The following is a 23,918-nucleotide window of genomic DNA, read 5'->3' on the forward strand; positions in this document are numbered from 1 at the left end:
AGGGGCTTCTAGCCGCTTTCTTTGCTTATCTTTCTTTGCGGCGGCAAAGAAAGTAAGTGCCGCCCCGCACAGGGGCAACGCTAATAGACCACTAACAATGCAAGGAAAGGCACCAAAGCCAGAACAAGGAAAGGCCAAAGCCCTAAGAACACGAACAACAAGCGCCGCGAAGGCAAAAAAACCGAAAACCTTCAAACAACAACCCCTTCCGCCGCAGGCGCCCCCAACGCATTACGAATAGCATTAGCCAGTTCACCGGCTGCAAACTTAGCCACATACCCATTCGCCCCAGCATTCTTCACATGCGCCTCGTTGGCTGCACCCGTCAAAGAAGAATGAATAATCACCGGAATATCCCGGGTCCGCTCATCAGCCTTGATCTGACGGGTCAACATGAACCCGTCCATCTCCGGCATCTCGAGATCAGTCAACACCAGCGCAATACTGTCCTTCACCCGCGTGCCGTTAGCCTGCGCTTCACGCGCAATCTGCTGCAACGTATTCCACGCCTCTTCGCCAGTCTTGGTCATCACGTAGTCCGCGCCGATCGCGCTCAACGCCTGCTCGATCAGCTTGCGCGCAAACCCGGAATCGTCAGCGGCGAGAATCTTCGCGCCAGGGCGGATGCCAAGCGCGTCACCCACCGAGGTCGGGTCGACGCTCGGATGCTGTGACGGAAACACGTCGCGCAACACCTGCTCCACGTCGATCACCTGGGCAAGCCGCGAATCGCCCGTGTTGCCGTCGATACGTGCAATGCTCGTCACCAGATTACCGCCGGCCGCGCCTTCCGCGGAGAGCACCTGGTTCCATTCAAGCCGCACGATGTCGTCTACTTCCTCGACCGCAAAAGCCTGCGTCGAACGCGCGAATTCCGTCACCAGCAAAATGTTCAAACCGCGCGTCGGCTCGCAGCCCATCAGGCGCGGTAAGTCGATCACGGGAATAATCTGGCCGCGAATGTCCACCGCGCCCATCACGAACGGCGAAGAACCCGCAATCGGCGTCACCGGCGGCATCGTCGAGATTTCACGCACCTTGAAAACGTTGATGCCGTAAAGCTCATGCGCATCGCTGCCGGGGACCGAACCCAGCCGATACAGCAACAGCTCGAATTTATTGGAACTCGTCAGGTTGCTGCGTTCGTCGTTCGCGCGGTGATCTACTGCCATCGAATCTCTCCAGGGATTGCGGTGCGAGTGGTGCGCCATGCATACCGTCCGTTCGGCCCTGGCGCGTGCCCTACCTCTCTGTTATCGGCGCAGCAGCAGGAAAGTTCAGCGAATTCAGGCGGTTTGCCGCTGCTTTCTGGTTTACACCAAGCCACTATTCAGGGTAGGAAGAGGCCGGTGGCTGTACAGCAAAAACAGGTATTTCGTATGAAGGTTACCTAACGTTACAGAAGCGACAGCATGGTTTCACATGCTGGGTAGTGCGCCTCCTAGAATGCACAGCGATAAGAGCGCGGCGCCGTTAGTCAGTCGCAAGCGACTTGCAAGGTTCAGTGCAATCGCGTGCCATGGCCAAGGCGCACTCGCATCTCCGTCGCTTCGCTTCCACTCCAAGGAGAACGTATGATCCGCTTGCCTCTCGCCGCCATCACCAGTGCCTGCATGGCCAGCCTTATGGTTGTCGCTACCTCGGCCAGTGCCCAGACTGCGGCCGCGCCGGATGCAGTTCGCATTCATGCCGCCGACCAGACCTTTATCACCGACGCCACCAAGGCTGTCGCCACGCAACGCGACGCCGCACGCATCGCCACTTCGCGCTCAACCGACCGGGACGTGAAGGCATTCGCTGAGCGCGTGTCGAACGACAACGCGAAAATATCCGACGCGCTGCGCGCCGCTAGCCCGCGTGGCGTCGACGTGCCGAAGAACGATCCGGACCCGGCGGTGCTCGCGAGCATCAATAACCTGCGCGGCGCCGACTTCGACAAGACCTACATCGAGCAGGTCGCGCTCGCCGGCGAACAGAAAGCGCTGTCGGCCTTCCAGGCGGAAATCGCATCGGGCCGCGACGAACAATTGAAGGACGCGGCGAAAAAGGCACTCCCGACCATCCAGGAGCACTACGCAATGGCTCAGGATCTCGCCAAGCGTAAGCATCTGACTGCCCAGTAAGCCGGACATCGGACACATCAGTCACACCAGCCACAGTCCAGGCATCAAGGCGCGCGTCACGTAGCGACGTGACGCGCGCCGCAACGCGGCATAGAAAGCCGCTTAAAAACACGTCTAAAAGAGACGCCTGCAAAGCCCGCCCCCCAAAACAAGCAGTTCTCCCTCCCGCTCGCGCACATTCGAAGCCGCTTGCACACAGCAGACCAAACGCGTTCTTTTCGGCGATAATCGGCTTCGTTCTTTCAAGCCTGACCCGCATGGCTTCCGCCGCGACTCAGGAAGCTTGAAGGCGGTTTCCCGATTCCACACGCATTCAATCCAAGCTCACCTCATGAGCAAGCCTGCCAATCTCCCGCAACAGTTGGACCATATGCTTAGGCAAGCCGTCGCGCTTCAGCAGAACGGCGCATTCGCCGAGGCCGAAGAACTCTATCGTGAGATTCTCGAACTCAAGCCACGCCATTTCGAGGCACTCCAATTGTTGGGCTCGCTCGCGCTGCAGGCGGGCCGTGTGGAGGAGGGCATCGAGTTCCTCAGAAAGGCGCTCGCCATCAATGCGAAACAGGCGCCCATTCATTCGAATCTCGCCTATGCGCTCAATGCCTTGCAACGTTTCGACGAAGCACTTGCGAGCGCCAATCGCGCGCTCGCATTGCAATCGAAATTCCCGGACGCACTGAACAATCGCGGCAACGCGCAAGCCGGCCTGAACTTGCCGCTCGAAGCGCTCAGCAGCTTTGATCGCGCGATCGCCTTGACGCCGGATTTCGCGCAAGCCTGGAACAATCGCGCCTGCGTGCTGCGCGATCTGGGTCGTCCCGCCGATGCGCTCGCAAGCTGCGATCACGCGCTCGCATTGCAGCCGACTTATCCCGACGCGTGGAGCAATCGCGGCAACGCGCTCAGCGACCTGAATCAGGCGGACGACGCACGGCAATGCTATGAGCGCGCGCTCGAACTCGCACCTGCGTTTGCCGATGCCTGGAACAACCTTGGACTGACCCAGGTCGATCTCGGTGAGCACGCGCAAGCATTGCAGAGCTATGAACGCGCATTGGCCGTCAATCCCGCCGCTGCCGAGACGCATTGGAACCAGTCGCTGTGTCTGCTGCAACTGGGGCAGCTAGAAGCGGGTTGGAAAGAGTACGAATGGCGTTGGGAGCGTAGCCGGATCAAAGCAGGCCGGCGCACCTTCGCGCAACCGCTTTGGCTGGGCGATTTTTCGATCGACGGCAAAACAATTCTGCTTCACGCGGAGCAGGGTCTCGGCGACACGCTGCAGTTCTGCCGCTATGCCGGGATGGTGTCGAAGCTCGGTGCGAAAGTCGTGCTCGAAGTGCCAGATGAGTTGATGCGGCTAATGTCCACGCTCGACGGCGTGGATCAATTGATCGAAGCGGGCCAGGTTCTGCCGCCGTTCGATTGTCACTGCCCATTGCTGAGTCTGCCGCTTGCATTCAAGACCGATCTCGCGAGCATTCCGTCAAAGACGCCTTATCTGTTCGCCGACCCGCAAGCAACGCGTGAATGGCACGAGCGTATCGCTGAGCAAGCAGAAGGTCGCCCGAAGGTCGGACTCGTGTGGGCCGGCGGAAACCGGCCGCATGTCGCCGAACTCCGCAAGAACGACGCACGCCGTTCGATTGCGTTCGAGCGGCTAGCACCGATTCTCGATGTGCCGAACGTGCAGTTCTTCAGTTTGCAAAAGGGGCCGTCTGCGCTTCAGTTACCACACAGCGATTCGCACCCTAACGTCATTGACTACACCGAAGAACTCGATGACTTTGCCGACACTGCCGCGCTGGTGGCAAACCTCGACCTGGTGATATCCGTAGACACATCCACCGCGCATCTGGCTGGCGCGCTAGACAAGCCGGTATGGATTCTGAATCGTTTCGACACTTGCTGGCGCTGGATGCTGGAGCGCTCAGATACGCCCTGGTATGCGCAAGCGAAATTGTTCCGGCAGCCGGCATTGGGCGATTGGGACAGCGTGATTCGAAACGCGCGTGATGCACTGGCCGCGCTCGCCGGCACGTTTGCCGAGACGCGCGTAGACTAAACGTCCGTTTATCGATGGCTACGACACGGAGAATCGTCAATGGAATACAGGCATTTGGGTGCATCTGGTTTAAAGGTGCCGGTACTGAGTTTCGGTACGGGCACATTCGGCGGCAAGGGTGAGTTTTTCCAGGCGTGGGGCGCCACGGACGTCGCCGAAGCGCGTCGTCTGATCGACATCTGTTTCGATGCGGGCGTTACGATGTTCGACAGCGCCGACATTTATTCGAGCGGCGCTTCCGAGTCGGTGCTCGGCGAAGCGCTCAAGGGCAAGCGCGACAAAGCGATTATTTCGACCAAAGCGACTTTCCGTTTCGACGACGGTCCGAACAATGTCGGCTCGTCGCGCTTTCATCTGATTCAGGCGGTGGACGCAGCGCTCAAGCGTCTGCAAACCGACTACATCGACCTGTTCCAGTTACACGGTTTCGACGCGAAGACGCCTGTCGCCGAAGTCATGTCGACGCTCGACGATCTCGTGCGCGCCGGCAAGATCCGCTACACCGGCGTGTCGAATTTCTCCGGCTGGCATCTGATGAAATCGCAGGACACCGCGGATCGTTACGGCTATCCGCGCTATGTCGCGAATCAGACTTACTACTCGCTGATCGGCCGCGATTACGAGTGGGAATTGATGCCGCTCGGCGTCGATCAGGGTGTGGGTGCGGTGGTGTGGAGTCCGCTCGGCTGGGGACGTCTCACCGGCAAGATCAAGCGCGGCCAGCCGTTGCCGGAAACGAGCCGGCTGCATAAAACCTCTGACATGGGGCCGCCGGTGCCGGATGAGTACCTGTTTCGCGTGCTCGATGCAATCGACGAGGTTGCGGCCGAAACCGGCAAGACCGTGCCGCAAATCGCGCTGAACTGGCTACTGCAGCGGCCGACTGTATCGACGGTGCTGATCGGTGCGCGCAACGAAGAGCAGTTGCGGCAGAACCTCGGCGCGGTGGGTTGGAATCTGACGCCCGAACAGGTGGCGAAACTCGACGCTGCGAGCGCTGTACGTCCCGCGTATCCGTACTGGCACCAGGAAGGATTTACGGAGCGCAATCCGAAGGCGGTTTAAGCGCGCTTCCTCGGCGTTTGCACAGCGTAATCACACGCTCCGGCTCGACTGCTATTTGACGAGTTCGGCCGGAGCGGCGAACAGTTCGCTGTAATAGCGGCGCCCTGCATCGAGATGTTGATCGAACGCGAAACCTTGTTTGAGCATCACGTCAAAATCGGCGCGTTCGATTTTCATCACATAGCTGTGTTCGGTCGTGACAAGGCTGCATGGCCGATCGGTCACAGTCGCGCTAAACCATTTGCCCGCACTCGCATGACCGGCCGGATACGACTGTTGACCATATTCGATACGCCAGCCGCCGTCCAGAAGAATCCACATGCCTTGATCGTTCGCAGCGCCGTCGTGCGCGCTGCCGTCGCATTGCGCGACCACGGTACCGGGCTGCGCTTCCCATTCATGCGAATGGCCGATCACCGAACGCAATTGTTCGGTTGTGAGGCTCGTAAAGAAGGGCGTGTGCTTCAACAGATGAAGATAAGTCACTGAGGGTTTCATGGCTGTACTCCGCGTGGTGACGGATGCGTCCGGCGACTGAGCTTGTTGTCGCGCATCGCAAGCGGCGATCAGAAATGGCAGCAGCACGGCGCAGGCGAGCAGGATTGAGGGTTTCATGAGCGGTGTGTTCAAAGCGGAAAAGGAACGGTGGGACGCAAAGGTTTATCAATCACCCTCGGCGTCCCTCACGGTCATGCGCTGATTACCGCTTGATCTTCGCTTCAAGCAGATCGCCCATACCGATGCGTTTGGCGAACTCGATGCGCACGCGCTCTGAGACTTCGAGCACTTCACGCGCGCCGTCGCCGACGAAGTCGATCACCGAGCGCATCGGCCGCTCGCCCGAAGGCAACGCGACGATCCGCACGATTTCATCGGCTACGGCTTGCGGATCGGCGTCGTCCGGTGTGAGTTCGGACAGGCGCTCGCCGATCTGATCCATCACGCCGTCATAGCGTGCATACGCGGCGGCGCGCTCTGCATCGGCAGGTTTGCCGGCGCTCGGAAAGTGTGCGGTGCCGCGAGTGAACGCGCCCGGCACCACGATCGAGGTCTCGATACCGAAGCGCGCGATTTCGTAGGCGAGGGTGACTGCCAAAGAATCCATCGCTGCCTTTGCGGCGCCGTAGGGTCCGAGGAAGGGAGGGAAACCGCCCTTGGTCGTCGTGCTGCTGATCCACAACATCAAGCCCGCTTCCTGCTGGCGCAGATACGGCAGCACTGCACGGTTCACACGCTGCGCGCCGAACAGGTTGGTGTCGAACACCTTCACCATTTCTTCGGGTGTGAACGCTTCGGTCGGACCGACCACCAGATGGCCCGCGTTCTGCATCACCACGTCGAGCCGTCCTTGCTCGCGAATGATCGTCGCGGCGGCGGCATCGGCGGATTCTTGCGACAACACATCGAGTTCGAGCGGATGCAACTGGATGTCCTTCGCCTGGGCGAGCACTCGAATTTCACCGGCGCGCGGCTTGTTGCGTCCTTCGATATCGCGCATCGTCGCGTAGACGATATGGCCGGCTTCGGCCAGGGATTGCGCGGTGAGCTTGCCGATGCCCGTACCCGCGCCCGTAACCAAAATGACGTTCTTCTGCATTTTTCTGCTCCGAGTCGTGAAAGTGATATGACTTTTAAAGGTGCCGTGAGAGAGGCTCTTTGCGTGTTTTCAAGCTCGGTTAAGCCACGCCGCCGTTGGCGCGCAGGATCTGGCCATTGACCCAACCTGCATCCGGACCGACGAGGAAAGACACGACCGAGGCGATGTCGTCCGGCTGGCCGAGGCGTTGCAGCGGCGGCATTTTGGCGAAGGTCTGGATCTGTTCTTCGGTCTTGCCGTCGAGGAACAGCGAGGTCGCGATCGGGCCCGGCGCCACCGCGTTGACGGTGATGTCGCGGCCGCGCAATTCCTTGGCGAACACATGCGTGAAGGCTTCGACGGCGGCCTTGGTGCCGTTGTAGATCGCGTAGCCCGGCATGTTCAGCGCCAGCGTCGTGCTCGAGAAGTTGACGATGCGTCCGCCGTTGTTCATCCGTGCGGCCGCTTCGCGCAGCGTGTTGAAGGTGCCGCGCACGTTGATGTCGAAAGTCTGGTCGTACAGCGCGTCGCTGGTGTCGGCGAGCGGCAGCGTCTTCAGCACGCCGGCGTTGTTGACCAGCACGTCCACTTTGCCGAGTTGTTGTTCGGTGATTTCGAACATGCGACGCACGTCGTCGGCGTTCGCAACGTCGGCCTTCACGGCGATGGCTTTGGTGCCTGCCGCTGTGAGTTCCGCGACCAGCGCATCGGCTTCCGTCGAGCTCGATGCGTAGTTCACGGCAACTGCAAAGCCGTCCTTGGCGAGGCGTTGCGCAACTGCTGCGCCGATGCCGCGGGATGCGCCAGTAACGATGGCGACTTGAGCGTTTTTGATCGTGTTCATGATTCGTTTCCTTCTGTCTGGTGGGTTGGTGAGGTGAATCATGGTCGCTTTCGTCGCTGAGATAATCGGGTTAGACTTGCCATCATCATTCCATTTGCTTTAATAATTGGCCGACGAGCAGCCGGATCTCCAGTCCGGCAAAGGCATCAACCATGGATCGTTTCGAGGAAATGCGGGTGTTCATCCGGATCGCCGAGCGGCAAAGCTTCACGCGTGCTTCGGATGATTTGCAGATTCCGCGCGCCACCGTCACCAACCTGATGAAGCGCATGGAGCAGCGGCTCGGCGCGCGGCTTCTCGAGCGCACCACGCGCTCCGTCCGCCTCACGCACGACGGCGAGGCGTATTACCGCCGCTGCGTGCGGCTGATCGCCGATATGGAGGAGGCGGAGGGTTCGTTTTCCAACATCGCGCCGAAGGGCCTGTTGCGTGTGAATTTGCAGGGCACGCTGGCCCGGCACTTTGTCGTGCCGGCGCTGCCGGCGTTTCTCGAGCGATTTCCCGACATCGAACTGACGATCGGCGAGGACGACCGGCTGGTCGACCTGGTGCGGGAGGGGATCGATTGCGTGTTGCGGGCGGGCAATCTGCAGGATTCGTCGATGGTGGGGCGGCGCGTGGCGCAACTGCCGCAAGTGACGGTGGCGAGTCCGGCTTATCTGGAAGCGTACGGCGAGCCGGCCGATCCGTCGGCTTTGTCCACGCATCGCGCGGTGAATTATCTATCCAGCGCGACGGGCAAGCCGGTGCCGCTCGAATTCAGAATTGACGGGCGCGATACGGCCACGTATTTGCCGTCGACGGTATCGGTGACGGGTGCCGATCTCTACACAGGTTCGGCGGTGGCCGGGCTTGGCATCGTGCAAGTGCCGCAATACCGCGTGATGAGTGAACTCGCGTCAGGGCGGCTGAAGATCATTCTCGCGGAATTCCCGCCGCCGCCGATGCCGGTTTCGGTGCTGTATCCGCAGAATCGCCAGTTGTCGTCGCGGGTGCGGGTGTTTGCGCAATGGTTGCGGGATATTTTCGAGGCGGCGGGCGCGCAGACGGGTTCACGGTAAGCGTGTGAGTTCAGCGCAGGCGCGCGGCGATTGGCATATGGCGCGAGCAGTCCGTGCTTTTGCGTAAGCCGCGCTGCGTATCGTGGGATCATACGTGCAGTGCTGGGCGATATTGCTTTTTGCACGGTACGGAATAACAGGAGCAGGACGATGATCGATGGACTGGTGGGCGGGCGCCTATACGGCGAGGCGCAGATCCGCACGGGGCAGAATGGTAAGCGCTTTGTGACCTGCAAGGTCCGGGCGACCACCAATGATGGCGATACGATTTTCGTTAACGTGATTGCGTTTGATGATGAGGTGCAGACTGCGCTGCTCGCTCTTGGTGACGCGGATAGCGTCGCGTTGAGTGGTGCGTTGACGCCGAAGGTTTGGACCGACAAGAATGGGTTGATTAAGCCTGCTGTGGATATGGTTGCGCATAAGGTGCTTGTGGGGTATTTGCGGGAAGGGTAATGGTTGGTTTTTGCCTTTTGCGGCGGCATTTGGCCGTGTTCTGAGGGCTTTGGCCTTTCCTTGAATTGTTAGTGGTCTATTAGCGTTGCCCCTGTGCGGGGCGGCACTTACTTTCTTTGCCGCCGCAAAGAAAGATAAGCAAAGAAAGCGGCTAGAAGCCCCTGCTAAGTGGGCACCGTGGTCTACGCAGGGTAGTGGTGCGACTGGAATCTGTGTTCGTGCCGCTGCACGTGCCTGTGACAAGGGCGTCATACTTCCGGCGGCGCTGCGCGCGCCGAAGAGCAGTTCATAAAACCAATCGCTGCGTTTTGGCGCTCGCGTCTCGCCATCAGACAGCGGCTTCATCATTGCCCCGCCATCGCCATCGCCATTGTGATTGGAACGGCAACGGCACCGGCGCCGTGACCATAATTGCGGCACGCCGCCATATCATTTGAAGTGGGGTTCCCTAGGGAGTGCAGAAGCGCGTCGCCGAGGCGAAGCCGACGGCCGCCACAAACTCAACCGAAGCCGGTGGTTTCCCCTGCAGACCCGTCCGCGACGCACGCAGTGCGGAGTGGGAGCTGATGACTCCTTTGTCACTAACGCCGAATGCGAGAGAACACGGATTCCAGTCGCACCACTACCCGTAGCAGACCACGGTGCCCGCTTAGCAGGGGCTTCTAGCCGCTTTCTTTGCTTATCTTTCTTTGCGGCGGCAAAGAAAGTAAGTGCCGCCCCGCACAGGGGCAACACTAATAGACCACTAACAATTCAAGGAAAGGCACGAAAGCCAGAACAAGGAAAGCCCAAAGCCCTAAGAACACTGACAAAAGCGCCGCGAAGGCAACAAAAAAACCTCACTTCCCATCTTTAAGATACTCAACAAACCGCTCCGCGACAGGCTCCGAATCGCCCCCTCTCCGCAAAAGCAAAACCTGCGACAGCAGCGTCTCCCCCTGCAAGGGCAAAAAGCAAACCCTCGGATCCTGCACCTGCCGTAAGGTAAAAGGCACCAACGCCACCCCCATCCCAAACCCGACCATCGTCACAACGGTCTGCCACAACCGCGCCTCGTGGCGAATCAACGGACTAAACCCAGCCCCCACGCACTGCGCAATAATCAGATCGTGATAATGCGGCGACACCGTGCGCGGAAACAGAATAAACGGCTCCTGCGCCAACGCCCGCAGATCGACCTTGCGCTTTCGCGCCAGCGGATGATCAATCGGTAAGCAACACAAAAACGGCTCCGAAAAAATCGGCGTCGAAAGCACATCCGACGGAAAATTCCCCCAATGCGCGCAGCCCATGTCGATCTGCATCCGCTGGATCGCATGCACCTGTTCGCTGGTGTTCATCTCCTTCAGCACGATTTCGACGCCCGGATAGTCAGCCTCGAAGCGGCTCACCGCGTGCGGCATCCCGCGATACAACATCGAGTTCACAAAGCCGATCCGCAAGCGGCCAGCTAGCCCGTGCGCAGATCGGACCGTGATGCGTTCGGCTTCGCCCGCCTGCAGCAGCAAGCGGCGCGCCTCGCCAAGCAGCACCTGCCCCGCGTTCGTCAGCGCGACCGTCTTGTTGGTGCGCGCGAGCAGTTGCACCCCTAACTGTTCCTCGAACTTGCGGATGTCGAAACTGAGCGCCGGCTGCGAAATGAACAGCCGCTTCGCCGCGCGGCCGAAATGCAATTCCTCGGCGACCGCCACGAAATAGCGCAATTGCTTCAGGTCCACGGCAGTCTCCGGTTCTGTGATCGATAAGCTGTATCTATCGTACCGGATATAAGTTGTATTAGACGTTTATCGAAGCCGCTTCTATGCTCCTTCCACAAAGGAGACAAGCATGAGCGAAATCACCGCGCAGCCGGCACACGGCTCGTCCAATATTCCCGACAGCCGGGGCGTCAACCTCTTCAGCAGCGACCCCGACTTCGCCCGTCTGCTCAAACTGCATCTCGGTGACGCGCTATATCAGGAACTCGAAAGCCAACTCGTTTCGCTAGGCCAGCGGGCGTCCGACGAACTCGACGTGTGGGCGTTGTCCGCCGACAAGAACCCGCCGCAATTGCGGCATCGCACGCGGCGCGGCGAAGCGCTGCAAAGCATCGACAAGCATCCCGATTACGTCGCGCTCGAACGCGTGGCCTACGCGGAGTTGGGGCTCGCGTCGATGAGCCATGACACCCGCGATGGCAAAAAGGCAGCGCCGCCGCTGGTCAAATACGCACTGACCTTCCTGTTCGTGCAGGCGGAATTCGGGCTGTGCTGTCCCGTCAGCATGACCGATTCGCTCACGCGTACGCTTCGCAAATTCGGCGCGCCCGAACTGGTCGCGCGATTTCTGCCGATGCTGGCTTCACGTGATTTCGACACGTTGTTTCAGGGCGCGATGTTCATGACCGAACAGGCGGCGGGCTCGGACGTTGCCCGTATCGCGACGCGTGCCGCGCTCGAAACCGGCGCGAACGGTGAAGAAGCCTGGCGCCTCTACGGCGACAAATGGTTCTGCTCGAACGCCGACGCCGATCTCGCGATGGTGCTCGCGCACGTGGACAACGCACCTGCCGGTATCAACGGCCTTGGGCTGTTCCTGTTGCCGAAGACTTTGCCGGACGGCTCGCGCAACAGCTATCGGATCGTGCGTCTGAAGGACAAGCTCGGCAGCCGCTCGATGGCGAGCGGCGAGATCGTGCTGGAAGGCGCCGTGGCGTATCTGATCGGCGAAGTGGGGCGCGGCTTTCACCAGATGGCCGACATGATCAACATGTCGCGTCTGTCGAACGGCGTGCGTGCAGCGGGTTTGATGCGCCGCGCGCTGACCGAGGCGCTGCACATCGCACGCAATCGCGAAGCGTTCGGCCGCAAGCTGATCGATATGCCGCTAATGCAGCGGCAGTTGCTCAAGATGATGCTGCCCGCGGAACAGGCTCGTTCGATGTTCATGCAAATCGCTTTGTTGCTGGAAAAGGCCGACGCCGGCGATCGGCAGGCGGCGAAATGCGTGCGCATCCTTACGCCGTTGATCAAATTTCGCGCGTGCCGCGATGCTCGCCGTGTGACCGGCGACGCGATGGAAGTGCGCGGTGGCACCGGCTATATCGAAGAGTGGAGCGACGCGCGTCTCGTGCGCGACGCGCATCTCGGTTCGATCTGGGAAGGCACTAGCAACATTGTCGCGCTCGATGTCGCGCGTGCAGCGAAACGGGATGGTGCGCTCGAACCGCTGCGCACATATCTGCAGGATATGCTCGGTGCTGCAGGACTGCCCGCTGCGAGTCTCAAGGTGCTGCGTTCTACTTTGACGCGCGCTTGCGATGCCCTTGCGAGCGTCGCCGAGTGCGGACGCGATGAATCGGTCCGGCAGGCGGGCACGGCCCTGTATCACGCGAGTACGGCTGTGCTCATGGCCTGCGAAGGTGTGCGTCTCGCGCCGGATTTCAGGCGTCTCGCGCTGAGTCATCTGGTGTTGCGGCACAAGCTGCTGCCGTTCGATCCGCTCGACGTGCAGACGCCTTCCGATGAAAACGACGTCATCAACGCACTGGTCAATGCCCGTAGCGTGACGCTCGACCAGACATTGCAACTGCTGCCGGCAGGGAGCGAACAATGACCGAACATGTGAACAACGGTACGCAAGCAACGCCGGGCGCATTGCAAGGCATCAAAGTCATCGACCTCAGCCGCGTGCTCGGCGGCCCGTACTGCACGCAAGCGCTGGCCGATCACGGTGCTCAGGTCATCAAACTGGAGCCCCCTGGCGGAGATGAAACGCGCGGCTGGGGGCCGCCGTTTTACGGTGACACTGCGTGGTATTTCGCGGGCGTGAACCGTAACAAGCAGGGCATCGCGGTCGATCTGTCGTGCAACGAGGGCCGCGACATTTTGTGGAAACTCCTCGAAGACGCCGACGTGCTGGTCGAAAACTTCAAGCCCGGCACGCTCGCGCGCTGGGGCATGGATTACGAGCGCGATTTGCGCGAGCGCTTCCCGAAGCTGATTCATTGCGCGGTATCGGGCTTCGGTCCCGACGGCCCGCTAGGCGGCTTGCCCGGCTACGACGCCGCGATTCAGGCGATGACCGGCCTGATGAGTGTGAACGGCGAGCGCGACGGACCGGCGACGCGCGTCGGCTTGCCGGTCGTGGATATGGTGACGGGTTTGAACGCGCTGGCCGGCATTCTGCTGGCGCTCGCCGAGCGCACGAAAAGCGGGCATGGCCAATCGATCGATATCGCGCTATACGACTGCGGCGTGTCGCTCCTGCATCCGCATTTGCCGAACTATTTCGGCTCGGGCCGCACGCCCGAGCGCAGCGGCAATGCCCATCCGAACATCACGCCGTACGACAGCTATCGGACCGCGACCGCGCCAATCTTTCTCGCCGTCGGGAATGACCGGCAGTTCGCGCGGCTGTGTGCGCATCTTGGCGCGCCGGAACTTGCGGACGATCCCCGCTACGTGGATAACCGCAACCGCTGCGCGCATCGCGAGCCGCTAAAGGCCGCGCTCGAAGATTTGCTCGCATCGCACGACTGCGAGCCGCTCGCTCAGGCATTGATCAATGCAGGCGTGCCGTGCGGGCCGGTGCAAACCGTCGACGTCGTCGCGCGCCATCCGCACACACTACATCGCGGCATGGTGATCGAGATGGGCGAGTATCGCGGCACGGCGTCGCCGATCAAATTGTCGCGCACGCCGGCCACCTATCGCAGTGCGCCGCCGACGCTCGGCGGCGACACACGCGATGTACTCGACGCACTCGGCATCGATGCTGCAACCCAGCAGCGTTTGCTCGAAGCGGGCGTACTCAAAGCCTGACCGCAAGCAAGCAGTTTTCCGGTGACGGCACGCAGAAGCCGCGCTATCCAGAAGAACGACCTTGGAGACGAAACACATGAATCGCGAGCCAGACGACCTCGCCGCAGGCCGGCAACCCAACCGTGCCGCAGCAGCGGCATTTGTAGGCACCACAATCGAGTGGTACGACTTTTATATCTACGCCACCGCATCCGCGCTGATTTTCGGCAAGCTGTTCTTTCCCGGCAGCGACCCTTTCTTCGCTACGCTGGCTTCGTTTGGCACGTTCGCGGTGGGCTTTTTCGCGCGACCGTTCGGTGGCCTCGTGTTCGGCCACCTGGGCGATCGCATTGGCCGCAAGAAGGCGCTCGTCGCGACGCTGGCGATCATGGGTGTCGGCACAGTCGGTATCGGTTTCCTGCCGACGTATGCGAGCGCCGGCGTCTGGGCGCCTGTGTTGCTGGTGCTACTGCGCGTCGCGCAGGGCATCGCGATCGGCGGCGAGTGGGGCGGCGCGGTACTGATGGCAAGCGAACACGCGCCACAGGGCAGGCGCACTTTCTTCGCCTCGTTTGCGCAGCTCGGCAGTCCGGCGGGGCTGATCCTGTCGCTGCTCGCGTTTCGCGCGGTGGCGTCGATGGATAAGGAAGCGTTTCTCAGTTGGGGCTGGCGTCTGCCGTTTCTCGCCAGCGCGGTGTTGCTGGTGGTGGGTTTGCTGATCCGCGCGGGAGTCGATGAATCGCCCGAATTCAAGGCGTTGAAAGCGCAACGGCGCGTGGCGACGTTGCCGGTCGCCGAGGTTGTGCGCGACGCATGGCGCACGGTGTTGTTGTGTCTCGGTGCGAATGTGATCGGCGTGGCCGGTGCCTGGTTCGTCAATACGTTCATGCTGAATTACACGACGCAGACGCTTGGACTCGATCGTTCGCTGATTCTCGATTGCCTGTTTGTGGTGGCTTTCATTCAGTTGTTCACGCAACTGGGTTCCGGATGGTTTGCGCAACGGATAGGTACCGGCAGGTTTTTAAAGGGCGCAGCGGCGTTGGCGATGCTTTCGCCTTATCCGATGTTCGCGCTGGTATCGACCGGGCAGCCGGTGGCGATTGTGTTCGGCATCGCGCTGGCGGTGATGTGCATGTCGAGTTCTTATGCGGTGATGGCCGGTTTTATGTCGACTGCATTCCCGGTGAGAGTCCGGTATTCGGCTATCTCTTTGTCCTATCAGGTGTGCGCCGCATTGGCCGGTGGCTTGACGCCGTTGATCGGGACGTTGCTCGCGCATCGATATCCGGGCGCATGGTGGCCGTTGGCCGTGTTTTATAGCTGCCTCGCAGGGGTTTCGCTGATTTGCATCGGCACCTTGGAGCGCCGTAAGCGCGGCGCGGCGCGAGGTGTTGTCGAAGTCGCCTAGGTTAAGGTGCGTCGCCGTGTGACGCCTGTTTGTCCGTATGCCCCCGAATTAGGGCAACGCCAATCGATCCATTACAAAACGCGGACAGGCGTCACCGCAGGAAAACCTTCAGTAAGGACTCACCCAGGCATAAACCCGCTATTTCGTGATTAACAACATCCTGAATCCCCGAAAGCATCCTAATATCAAGGCGAACTGAAAAAACGACAGGGGAAAGCCATCATGTATCGTCATCGTTCGCTGGGTGTGGTGACGGGCGCGTCGCCGCTCGCAAGCGTCGACGTATTGAGCAGGATGACCGCGGCCTGGCGCCGGCCCGGTGCGGCCAAGCCGTTTGACTTCGTCCTCGAGGAGCACTCGTGGCAAGGACCGGCAACGCCAGGCGCCGCGAGCGCGTCATTCAAAATCCACGTGTTCGACACGATTCGCGCCTTCGAGAAACGCGGTGTCGACGCGATCGTCCTGCCGTGCTTCCTCAGTCACACCTTCATCGACGAACTCTCGGCGAACGTGGCGCCGCCGATCGCCAACATCATGGCCGCGCTCTTGGCGCATGTACGGCAGGCTTTTCCGTCGGTTCGCCGGATCGGTGTGCTGACTTCCGGCACGATCCGCCGCCACGGCCTTTTCGAACGTTATTTCGACAGTGCGCGATTCGACGTGCTGCATCCGCGTGATGAAGCGGGCGTCGATTGCGTAACGAGTGCCGTGTATGGCGACGAGGGCATCAAATGCGGGCATCTGTACGGCCGACCAGTCGAGTTGTTGCGCGCCGCATGCGCCGACCTCATTGCGCAAGGTGCGGAGATCATCGTTCCCGGACTCGCCGAAATTCCGTTGGTGGCGCGCGCACTCGGCACGCTGGAAGTGCCGTTTATCGATACCAATCTCGTCTACGCGCGCTACGTTGCAGCGGCGCACTATGCGCAGCCGGAGCGGCGTTTCAAGGTGGGCGTGTTGGGTGGTGTCGGCCCGGCGGCGACTGTCGATTTCATGGCGAAACTGGTGCGCAACACGCCGGCCGCCTGCGATCAGGACCACATCAAGGTTATGGTCGAGCAGAATCCGCAGATTCCGGATCGCACTGAAGCGCTGCTCGGCAACGGCGACGATCCGACACTCGCGCTCTACGCTGCCTGCAAGACGCTCGAAGAGGGCGGCGCCGATCTCATCGCCATTCCGTGCAATACGGCGCATGCGTTCGTGGAAGGGATTCAGCCGGCATTGACCATTCCGATCGTCAATATGCTGACCTGTACCGCCGATTATCTGCGTGAGGCTTTCCCGAGCCTGCGCGAAGTCGGCGTGCTGGCTACGTCGGGCACGCTGGCGAGCCGGGTCTACGAGAGGGCGCTCGAAGCATGCGGCTTCGTGCAGATCGCACCGGCCGCGGCCGCCCAGGCCCGGCTCATGAACGCGGTTTATGGGCCGAGTGGCGCCAAGGCGGGCTACACGTCGGGTGAGTGCTGTGACGACCTCGCCGCTGCGGTGGTTGATCTGGTCGCGCAAGGCGTGCAGGTCATCGTGCTGGGCTGCACCGAGTTGCCGCTGCTGCTGCGCGGTTCGACGCTGACGCGGCCGGACGGGTCGGTGGTGCGGCTTGTCGATCCGACCGAGGTGCTGGCAAAACGCTGCGTGGCTTACGCGCTGGGCGGAAGCGGAGTGGCGCAGGCCGCTGCGGAACCGGCGGCGCCGGTGATGGGCCGGTTTAACGTGGAAAGTGTCTTCGGCTAGGGCCGGTCCGATCCGGCCGGTTTCGGCTAGTTCCGGCTGGCGCGCGCGCCCCCGCGCCGCGCTGCGCCGGAAAACCTTGTATTTCCCACCTCCGCCGCCATTTCCTGACGGCTGCATGGTTTCCTCTGAAACGGCACATCGCTTGCTGGTCGGCTGATCGGGGCGCCCTCGGCGTCGCCTTTCCAGACCCGAGGCGCTGCGAGCTTGCAGCCATGCCGTGTCATGGAAAACTGTATAAATATACAGTATAGTATCCCCCTATAACCCGGCCTTTGGCGTGTCGTTCCGTCAGCCGGGTATCCCGAACTTGCGCGGTCGCGAGGCGTCCGTGAGAGGTGGTCCACTCATTCAGACGGTCGGAAAAATTGGCATCTAACGGAATTATCCGCATTCGCGGCGCGCGCCAGCACAACCTGAAAAACGTCGATCTCGACGTGCGAACCGGCGAAATGACGGTCGTCACCGGGCCGTCCGGTTCCGGCAAATCGAGCCTCGTGTTCGACACGTTGTACGCGGAAGGGCAGCGGCGCTACGTCGAAACCTTCAGCGCCTACGCCCGGCAGTTTCTTGATCGCATGGATCGGCCGCAGGTCGATCGGGTCGATGGCGTGCCGCCCGCCATCGCGATCGACCAGACCAACCCGGTGCGCAGTTCGCGCTCCACCGTCGGCACCATGACGGAGCTCAACGATCACCTGAAGCTGCTCTACGCGCGAGCGGCCGAACTGTTCGATCGCAAGACCGCGCAGCAGGTGCGCCACGACACGCCAGAAACGATCTACGCCGAACTGCTCGAGCGCACTGCGGCGAATGATTCGCGGCTGGTCGTCACGTTCCCGGTCGAGTTGCCGGAAACGGCGTCCGAGCAGGAAGTGGAGCAATGGCTCTCCGCGAGCGGCTACACGCGTGTGCAGGCGCAGCGCGAAGTCGACTCGCCCACTGGCAAGCGCAAGCTGCTCGACGTGGTGGCCGACCGCTTCCGTTTGAGCTCGGTCGACAAGCAACGGGTGGTCGAAGCGATCGAGGCATCACTCAAGCGCGGTGGCGGCCGCGTCAATATTTACGTGCTGCCTGCAGCGCCAGAGGCGCCGGAAGCCAAAGAGGCCGAGCCGCAAATCTGGCGCTTCTCCACTGGCCTGCACAGCCCGGAGAGCGACCTGCGCTATGCGGATCCGCAACCGGCACTGTTCTCGTTCAACTCGGCGTACGGTGCGTGCGAAGTCTGCCGCGGTTTCGGCCGCGTGATCGGCGTCGACCTCGGTCTGGTGATTCCCGACGCGCGCAAGACGCTGCGCGACGGCGCGATCAAGCCCATGCAAACGCCCGCCTGGAAAGAATGCCAGGACGATCTGATGCGCTACGCGGCGAAAGCCGATATCCGCCGCGGCACACCTTGGGGCGAGTTGACGGACGCCGAACGCGACTGGGTCATCAACGGTTCGCCAGACTGGAACGGGAAGTGGCAAAGCCATTGGTACGGCGTCAAACGCTTCTTCGAGTATCTCGAATCGAAGGCGTACAAGATGCACATCCGTGTGTTGCTGTCGAAGTACCGCAGCTATACGCCGTGCGAAACCTGTGGCGGCGCGCGTCTGAAAACGGAATCGCTGTTGTGGCGTCTAGGCAGCAAGCAGAACGCGGACGAGGTGCTGGCGCCCGAGAAACGCTTCATGCCGCGTGGGGTCGAGTGGAAGCGTGCGCAACTCGAAGCCTTGCCGGGTCTGACCGTGCACGATCTGATGCTGATGCCGATCGAGCGCATCCGGCGTTTCTTCGACGAAATCAGCCTGCCTAGCGCCTTGCTCGACGACGCACTCAAGCTGTTGCTCGCCGAAGTGCGCACGCGCCTCAAATACCTGTGCGACGTCGGCCTCGGCTATCTGACGCTCGACCGGCAAAGCCGCACGCTGTCGGGCGGCGAGGTGCAGCGGATCAACCTGACCACGGCGCTCGGCACATCGTTGACCAAAACCCTGTTCGTGCTCGACGAGCCGAGCATCGGCCTGCATCCGCGCGATCTGAACCGGATCGTCGAGGCGATGCATCGGCTGCGCGATGCGGGCAATACGCTGGTGGTGGTCGAACACGATCCCTCGGTGATGCTCGCGGCAGATCGTCTGATCGACATGGGTCCGGGGCCAGGCGAACGCGGCGGCTCGATCATTTACGACGGCGCGCCTGAGGCGATCCGTTCGTCCGGCACGCTGACTGGTGAGTACCTGGGTGGTCGCCGCCATGTGGCGGATGCGGCGCACTGGTCGCAACGTCCGGTGGATGACAGCACGCCGCGCATCGTGCTCGAAGGCGCAACCGAACACAATCTGCGCGACGTCACGGTCGAGATTCCGCTGCAGCGGCTTGTCTGCGTGACAGGTGTGTCGGGCTCCGGCAAGTCCACCTTGCTGCAGGATGTTTTGTATCCGGCTATGGCACGTCACTTCGGTCTCGCCACCGAATCGCCGGGCTCATTCAAGAGCCTTAGCGGCGCCGACCAGGTCACCGACGTCGTATTTGTCGACCAGTCGCCGATCGGCAAGACCGCGCGCTCGAATCCGGCCAGCTACGTGGGTGCTTTCGACGAAATCCGCAAGCTCTTCGCCAAGGCGCCGCTCGCGCAGCAACGCGGTTACGGTCCGGGCATGTTCAGCTTTAACTCCGGCGACGGGCGCTGCCCGACCTGCGGCGGCTCGGGCTTCGAGCACATCGAAATGCAGTTCCTGAGCGACGTTTACCTGCGCTGCCCGGATTGCGATGGGCGCCGCTATCGCGCGGAGCTGCTCGAAGTCAAAATCGAGCGCGGTGAGCCGGCGCGTGCGTTGAGCATTGCCGACGTTCTGGAGCTGACGGTGAGCGAAGCCACCGCCTACTTCGCCAAGGATGCCGAAGTATTGCGTGTGCTGCAGCCAATCGTCGACGTGGGTCTCGAATACGTCAAGCTTGGCCAGCCGGTGCCCACGCTATCCGGTGGTGAAGCGCAGCGGCTCAAGCTCGCCGGCTTCCTCGCGGAATCGGCGCAGGCGCGCACCGCGCGCAGCGCGAAGCAGCCGGTCGCTAAACGCCTGTTCATGTTCGACGAGCCGACCACCGGCCTGCATTTCGACGACATCGCCAAACTGATGCAGGCGTTCGGCAAGCTGTTGACGAGCGGCCATTCGCTGATCGTGATCGAACACAATCTCGACGTGATCCGTGCGGCCGACTGGTTGATCGATCTCGGTCCCGAAGGCGGCGACGGCGGCGGCAGGGTGCTGTGCGCGGGCACGCCGGAAGACGTCAAGCTTTGTCTGGAATCGCATACCGGCGAGGCATTGCTGCAATACGACCGCGCCATGAACGCGGCGGCCGAACCGGAATCGCAGGGTGTGCCGCTGCAAAAGGCGTTGAGCGCGGCGCGTGCGCGGCGGGCGATTGAAGGCGAGGACGTGGTGCGCATCGTCAATGCGCGCGAGCACAACCTGAAATCGCTGGATGTGGATATTCCGCACGGCAAATTCAACGTGATTACCGGTGTCTCCGGGTCGGGCAAGTCCACGCTTGCCTTCGACATTCTGTTCCACGAAGGGCAGCGCCGGTACCTCGAATCGCTCAACGCGTACGCACGGTCCATCGTGCAGCCTGCCGGCCGGCCCGAGGTCGACGCGGTGTATGGCATTCCGCCCACCGTCGCGATCGAGCAGCGTTTGTCGCGTGGCGGCCGTAAGAGTACGGTGGCGACTACGTCCGAAGTGTGGCACTTCCTGCGCCTGCTGTATGTGAAGCTCGGTCTGCAGCATTGCATCCACGACGGCACGCCGGTCACGTCGCAAAGCGTCGAATCGATTGCGGCGCAATTGCTGCGCGATCATAAAGGGCAGCACGTTGGTTTCCTCGCACCGCTGGTCGTGAACCGCAAGGGCGTCTATACCGATCTCGCCAAGTGGGCGAAAGCGCGCGGCAATACGCATCTGCGTGTGGACGGTGAGTTCGTGCCGGTGGACCCGTGGCCGAAGCTGGATCGCTTCCGCGAGCACACCATCGAGTTGCCGGTGACCGACCTCGTCGTATCGCCGGATAAGGAAGTGGAACTGCGCCAGGCGCTCGATCGGACGCTGGAAATCGGTAAGGGCGTCATGCATCTGCTGGCGCCGCTCGACGGTTTGCACGACGCGATCAGAGGCGGCCGTCCCACGGCGAAACTTGGCACGGTGAAGGTACTGTCCACCAAGCGCGCCTGTCCGGTATGCGGCACGAGCTATCCCGAGCTTGATCCGCGCATGTTCTCGTACAACAGTAAGCATGGTTGGTGCACGACATGCGTCGGCACGGGCCTCGCGCTGACGCGTGAACAACGCGCGGCGTACGACGACACGGTGATCGTCGACGACAACCGCGGCCGCGAGCAGAGCTTGCCTTCTGAGGAGCAGGAACCGGAAGGTCTCGTCGACGAGCCCTGTGCGGATTGCGCCGGCACGCGTCTGAACCCAACTGCGCGCGCAGTCACGTTCGGCGAGCAGGCCATCGTCGACGTCGCGCAATGGACGGTGTCCGATACGCGTGCGTGGATCGACACGCTGGAGATGAGCGGTCGGGACGCGGAAATCGCGCGCGACGTGGTCAGCGAAATCGGCAGCCGCCTGCAGTTTCTGGAAGAAGTTGGGCTCGGTTATCTGAGTCTCGATCGCGCGGCACCGAGCCTGTCGGGCGGCGAAGCGCAGCGCATCCGGCTCGCCGCGCAACTGGGCAGCAACCTGCAAGGCGTGTGCTACGTGCTCGACGAACCGACCATCGGCCTGCATCCGCGCGACAACCAGATTCTGCTCAACGCCTTGCGCAAGCTGGGCGAGAAGGGCAATACACTGGTGGTCGTCGAGCATGACGAGGACACGATTCGGCGTGCAGATCACATCATCGATATCGGGCCGGGCGCGGGCAAGCGCGGCGGCACGCTGGTCGCACAGGGCAGCGTGGCCGATCTGTCGGCGCAACCCGATTCGCTGACCGGACAGTTCCTCGCCAATCCGATCGTGCATCCGCTGCAGCCGCGCCGCGAGGTGGTCGCGCCGACCAAGCGCATCGCCGCGGTGCCGGAGAATTGGCTGACGGTGCACGGCGGCAAGCTGCACAACTTGCAGAACGTCACCGTCGGCATTCCGCTTTCACGGTTGGTAGCGGTGACGGGCGTGAGCGGTTCGGGCAAATCGACGCTCGCGCGCGATGTGCTGATGGCCAATCTGCTGGATGCGGTGGGGCGCTCGGTGCTGTCGTCGCCGGCCACACGGCGTGCGCGTGCGGTGGCCGAGACCCAGCCGGCGGCGAACCGGCGTTCGAGCGTGTTGGCGCGCACGGCGCCGCGTGCGCCGCTGAACGTCACGCATGCATGGCAAGGGTGCGATGCGATCACCGGCTGGGAAACCATCGACCGTGTGCTCGAAGTCGATCAGACACCGATCGGCAAAACACCGCGCTCGTGTCCGGCGACCTACATCGGCGTGTGGGATGCGATCCGCAAGCTGTTCGCCGGCACGCTCGAAGCGCGCGCGCGTGGCTATACGGCATCGCGTTTCTCGTTCAACACCGGCGAAGGACGTTGCCCCGCTTGTGAAGGGCAGGGCGTGCGCACCATCGGCATGAGTTTTCTGCCCGACGTGAAGGTTCCGTGCGACGTCTGTCACGGGCAGCGCTTCAACCCCGAGACGCTGGCAGTGACGTGGCGCGGCAAGAATATCGGCGACGTGCTGACCATGGAAATCGACGAAGCCGTCGAGTTCTTTGCGCCGATTTCGAATATCGCGCATCCATTGCAATTGATGAAGGATGTCGGGCTCGGTTATTTGACGCTCGGCCAACCGTCCCCAACATTGTCGGGCGGCGAAGCGCAGCGTATCAAGCTCGTCACCGAGCTAAGCAAGGTGCGTGACGACATCACGCGTCGTGGTCAGAAGCCACCGCACACGCTGTACGTGCTGGACGAACCGACTGTCGGCTTGCATATGGCCGACGTCGCGAAGCTGATTCGCGTGCTACATCGTCTCGCGGATGGCGGTCATAGCGTCGTCGTCATCGAACACGATCTCGACGTGATTGCCGAGGCGGATTGGATCATTGATCTTGGTCCGGAAGGTGGTGTGGGTGGCGGCACGATTGTCGCTGCTACGGATCCCGAAGGATTGTCCCGTGTTGCCGCAAGTCACACCGGTGCGGCCTTGCGTCCCGTGCTCGCGCGTACGCGGAACGATACCGCAGTCGTCGTGAGCGAGGGAACCAACGGTTAAGGCAGCGGAGCGGCGCAATCGGCTTAGCGCCGCTCCGGTTTGTTCGTCAGGTCTGGAGAGCCGCACATACATGGCGGCTCAGGCGTAAACCAACTCGCCACTGGCGGCCCATGAACGCGTATTGTCGATACGCCCGGTATGCCCGAGTCGGGCATTATCGTTATCGTCGGCGATATGTAATTTTTGGAATGATTTTGTAATTGTATAAATGGCGTAATTGAAATGTGTATTTAGAGTGTCGTAAATACCGCTAAAAAAAATTTGGAAACGGTGTTTTTCTTCTGCTATCTTCCCGGCCTTAACGCAGGCCTCTGGTCGGCGCTTGAAACGTACGTTGGATGACCTGTTCGGGATTCGTCGAGGTTGCCGCGCAATCCTCGCGCAACGCCCACCCAGCAGGCCTTTGCGCTACGTATCACCAGCGGCCCGTCAGCAGTTCATGGCGTGTCACGGAAGCCTGTAATAGCGGCTTCATCCCAATTAGCGAGCCGCGCATGACTCGCTTGCATCTGTCCGACGCACGCTTATTCTTTTAAAGCGACGCGAATACGGCA

The 23,918-nt window shown here is 61.5% G+C and carries 16 protein-coding genes; 10 read left to right on the forward strand and 6 right to left on the reverse strand.

All coding sequences use genetic code 11. The features are described 5' to 3' along the window. Both KHO30_RS38045 and KHO30_RS38050 read right to left on the reverse strand, forming a co-directional pair. The coding region (locus KHO30_RS38045) for a hypothetical protein (protein WP_211703986.1) at nt 1-195 on the reverse strand (195 nt) is incomplete at its 3' end. Next, nucleotides 192-1,172, reverse strand: a complete 981-nt coding sequence (locus KHO30_RS38050) for a chemotaxis protein (protein WP_093647809.1) — start codon at nt 1,170-1,172, stop codon at nt 192-194. The genes KHO30_RS38045 and KHO30_RS38050, both read right to left, overlap by 4 nt. Nucleotides 1,173-1,574: 402 nt before the next feature. Between KHO30_RS38050 and KHO30_RS38055 the strand changes: the two genes are divergently transcribed. The 3 genes from KHO30_RS38055 (at nt 1,575) to KHO30_RS38065 (ending at nt 5,250) form a co-directional block, all read left to right on the forward strand. Then, nucleotides 1,575-2,123, forward strand: a complete 549-nt coding sequence (locus tag KHO30_RS38055) for a DUF4142 domain-containing protein (RefSeq protein WP_093647807.1) — start codon at nt 1,575-1,577, stop codon at nt 2,121-2,123. A gap of 331 nt (nt 2,124-2,454) precedes the next feature. Then, on the forward strand, nt 2,455-4,185 hold the full coding sequence (locus KHO30_RS38060; protein WP_211703987.1) for a tetratricopeptide repeat protein: 1,731 nt from the start codon (nt 2,455-2,457) through the stop codon (nt 4,183-4,185). 39 nt (nt 4,186-4,224) lie between these two features. Further along, nucleotides 4,225-5,250, forward strand: a complete 1,026-nt coding sequence (locus KHO30_RS38065; protein WP_054043530.1) for an aldo/keto reductase — start codon at nt 4,225-4,227, stop codon at nt 5,248-5,250. Nucleotides 5,251-5,301: 51 nt separating this feature from the next. Here KHO30_RS38065 and KHO30_RS38070 read toward each other — a convergent pair whose 3' ends face one another. The 3 genes from KHO30_RS38070 to KHO30_RS38080 all read right to left on the reverse strand — a co-directional run bounded on the left by KHO30_RS38070 (nt 5,302) and on the right by KHO30_RS38080 (nt 7,670). Further along, nucleotides 5,302-5,748, reverse strand: a complete 447-nt coding sequence (locus KHO30_RS38070; protein WP_244864238.1) for a cyclic nucleotide-binding domain-containing protein — start codon at nt 5,746-5,748, stop codon at nt 5,302-5,304. A gap of 202 nt (nt 5,749-5,950) precedes the next feature. After that, complete coding sequence (locus KHO30_RS38075; protein WP_211703989.1) at nt 5,951-6,847, reverse strand: SDR family oxidoreductase; 897 nt, start codon at nt 6,845-6,847, stop codon at nt 5,951-5,953. Nucleotides 6,848-6,926: 79 nt separating this feature from the next. Beyond that, nucleotides 6,927-7,670, reverse strand: a complete 744-nt coding sequence (locus tag KHO30_RS38080; protein WP_211703990.1) for an SDR family oxidoreductase — start codon at nt 7,668-7,670, stop codon at nt 6,927-6,929. Between the two features lie 152 nt (nt 7,671-7,822). Here KHO30_RS38080 and KHO30_RS38085 point away from each other — a divergent pair, with 152 nt between their 5' ends. Both KHO30_RS38085 and KHO30_RS38090 read left to right on the forward strand, forming a co-directional pair. Further along, on the forward strand, nt 7,823-8,731 hold the full coding sequence (locus KHO30_RS38085) for a LysR family transcriptional regulator (protein ID WP_211703991.1): 909 nt from the start codon (nt 7,823-7,825) through the stop codon (nt 8,729-8,731). Between the two features lie 150 nt (nt 8,732-8,881). Beyond that, nucleotides 8,882-9,187 (forward strand): single-stranded DNA-binding protein, encoded by a 306-nt coding sequence (locus KHO30_RS38090; protein WP_054043526.1) that lies wholly within the window; start codon nt 8,882-8,884, stop codon nt 9,185-9,187. Between the two features lie 839 nt (nt 9,188-10,026). Here the strand turns inward: KHO30_RS38090 and KHO30_RS38095 are convergent. Beyond that, on the reverse strand, nt 10,027-10,905 hold the full coding sequence (locus KHO30_RS38095; RefSeq protein WP_200622659.1) for a LysR family transcriptional regulator: 879 nt from the start codon (nt 10,903-10,905) through the stop codon (nt 10,027-10,029). A gap of 109 nt (nt 10,906-11,014) precedes the next feature. On the opposite strand from KHO30_RS38095, the gene KHO30_RS38100 reads away from it, so the two are divergent. The 5 genes from KHO30_RS38100 (at nt 11,015) to uvrA (ending at nt 23,364) form a co-directional block, all read left to right on the forward strand. Further along, on the forward strand, nt 11,015-12,781 hold the full coding sequence (locus KHO30_RS38100) for an acyl-CoA dehydrogenase family protein (protein WP_211703992.1): 1,767 nt from the start codon (nt 11,015-11,017) through the stop codon (nt 12,779-12,781). Continuing rightward, the gene (locus tag KHO30_RS38105; protein ID WP_211703993.1) at nt 12,778-13,989 is read left to right on the forward strand and encodes a CaiB/BaiF CoA transferase family protein; all 1,212 of its coding nucleotides are present in this window, start codon (nt 12,778-12,780) and stop codon (nt 13,987-13,989) included. The genes KHO30_RS38100 and KHO30_RS38105 overlap by 4 nt, the downstream gene beginning before the upstream one ends. Nucleotides 13,990-14,065: 76 nt before the next feature. Then, nucleotides 14,066-15,379 carry an MFS transporter gene (locus KHO30_RS38110; protein WP_211703994.1) on the forward strand — a complete coding sequence of 438 codons (1,314 nt, stop codon included), beginning with the start codon at nt 14,066-14,068 and terminating at the stop codon, nt 15,377-15,379. A 222-nt stretch (nt 15,380-15,601) separates the two neighbouring features. Continuing rightward, on the forward strand, nt 15,602-17,113 hold the full coding sequence (cuyB, locus tag KHO30_RS38115) for a cysteate racemase (protein WP_211703995.1): 1,512 nt from the start codon (nt 15,602-15,604) through the stop codon (nt 17,111-17,113). 365 nt (nt 17,114-17,478) lie between these two features. Further along, nucleotides 17,479-23,364: an excinuclease ABC subunit UvrA gene (uvrA, locus tag KHO30_RS38120; RefSeq protein WP_211703996.1), complete on the forward strand. Its 5,886-nt coding sequence runs from the start codon at nt 17,479-17,481 to the stop codon at nt 23,362-23,364. Nucleotides 23,365-23,918: the final 554 nt, after the last annotated feature.

Source organism: Paraburkholderia aspalathi, assembly GCF_905220735.1.
GTDB classification, from domain to species: domain Bacteria; phylum Pseudomonadota; class Gammaproteobacteria; order Burkholderiales; family Burkholderiaceae; genus Paraburkholderia; species Paraburkholderia aspalathi.

Bases quoted from the DNA above. Each gene is read 5' to 3' on its own strand.
- KHO30_RS38050 (WP_093647809.1), bottom strand. From the start codon at position 1,172: ATGGCAGTAGATCACCGCGCGAACGACGAACGCAGCAACCTGACGAGT.
- KHO30_RS38055 (WP_093647807.1), top strand. From the start codon at position 1,575: ATGATCCGCTTGCCTCTCGCCGCCATCACCAGTGCCTGCATGGCCAGC.
- KHO30_RS38060 (WP_211703987.1), top strand. From the start codon at position 2,455: ATGAGCAAGCCTGCCAATCTCCCGCAACAGTTGGACCATATGCTTAGG.
- KHO30_RS38065 (WP_054043530.1), top strand. From the start codon at position 4,225: ATGGAATACAGGCATTTGGGTGCATCTGGTTTAAAGGTGCCGGTACTG.
- KHO30_RS38070 (WP_244864238.1), bottom strand. From the start codon at position 5,748: ATGAAACCCTCAGTGACTTATCTTCATCTGTTGAAGCACACGCCCTTC.
- KHO30_RS38075 (WP_211703989.1), bottom strand. From the start codon at position 6,847: ATGCAGAAGAACGTCATTTTGGTTACGGGCGCGGGTACGGGCATCGGC.
- KHO30_RS38080 (WP_211703990.1), bottom strand. From the start codon at position 7,670: ATGAACACGATCAAAAACGCTCAAGTCGCCATCGTTACTGGCGCATCC.
- KHO30_RS38085 (WP_211703991.1), top strand. From the start codon at position 7,823: ATGGATCGTTTCGAGGAAATGCGGGTGTTCATCCGGATCGCCGAGCGG.
- KHO30_RS38090 (WP_054043526.1), top strand. From the start codon at position 8,882: ATGATCGATGGACTGGTGGGCGGGCGCCTATACGGCGAGGCGCAGATC.
- KHO30_RS38100 (WP_211703992.1), top strand. From the start codon at position 11,015: ATGAGCGAAATCACCGCGCAGCCGGCACACGGCTCGTCCAATATTCCC.
- KHO30_RS38105 (WP_211703993.1), top strand. From the start codon at position 12,778: ATGACCGAACATGTGAACAACGGTACGCAAGCAACGCCGGGCGCATTG.
- KHO30_RS38110 (WP_211703994.1), top strand. From the start codon at position 14,066: ATGAATCGCGAGCCAGACGACCTCGCCGCAGGCCGGCAACCCAACCGT.
- cuyB (WP_211703995.1), top strand. From the start codon at position 15,602: ATGTATCGTCATCGTTCGCTGGGTGTGGTGACGGGCGCGTCGCCGCTC.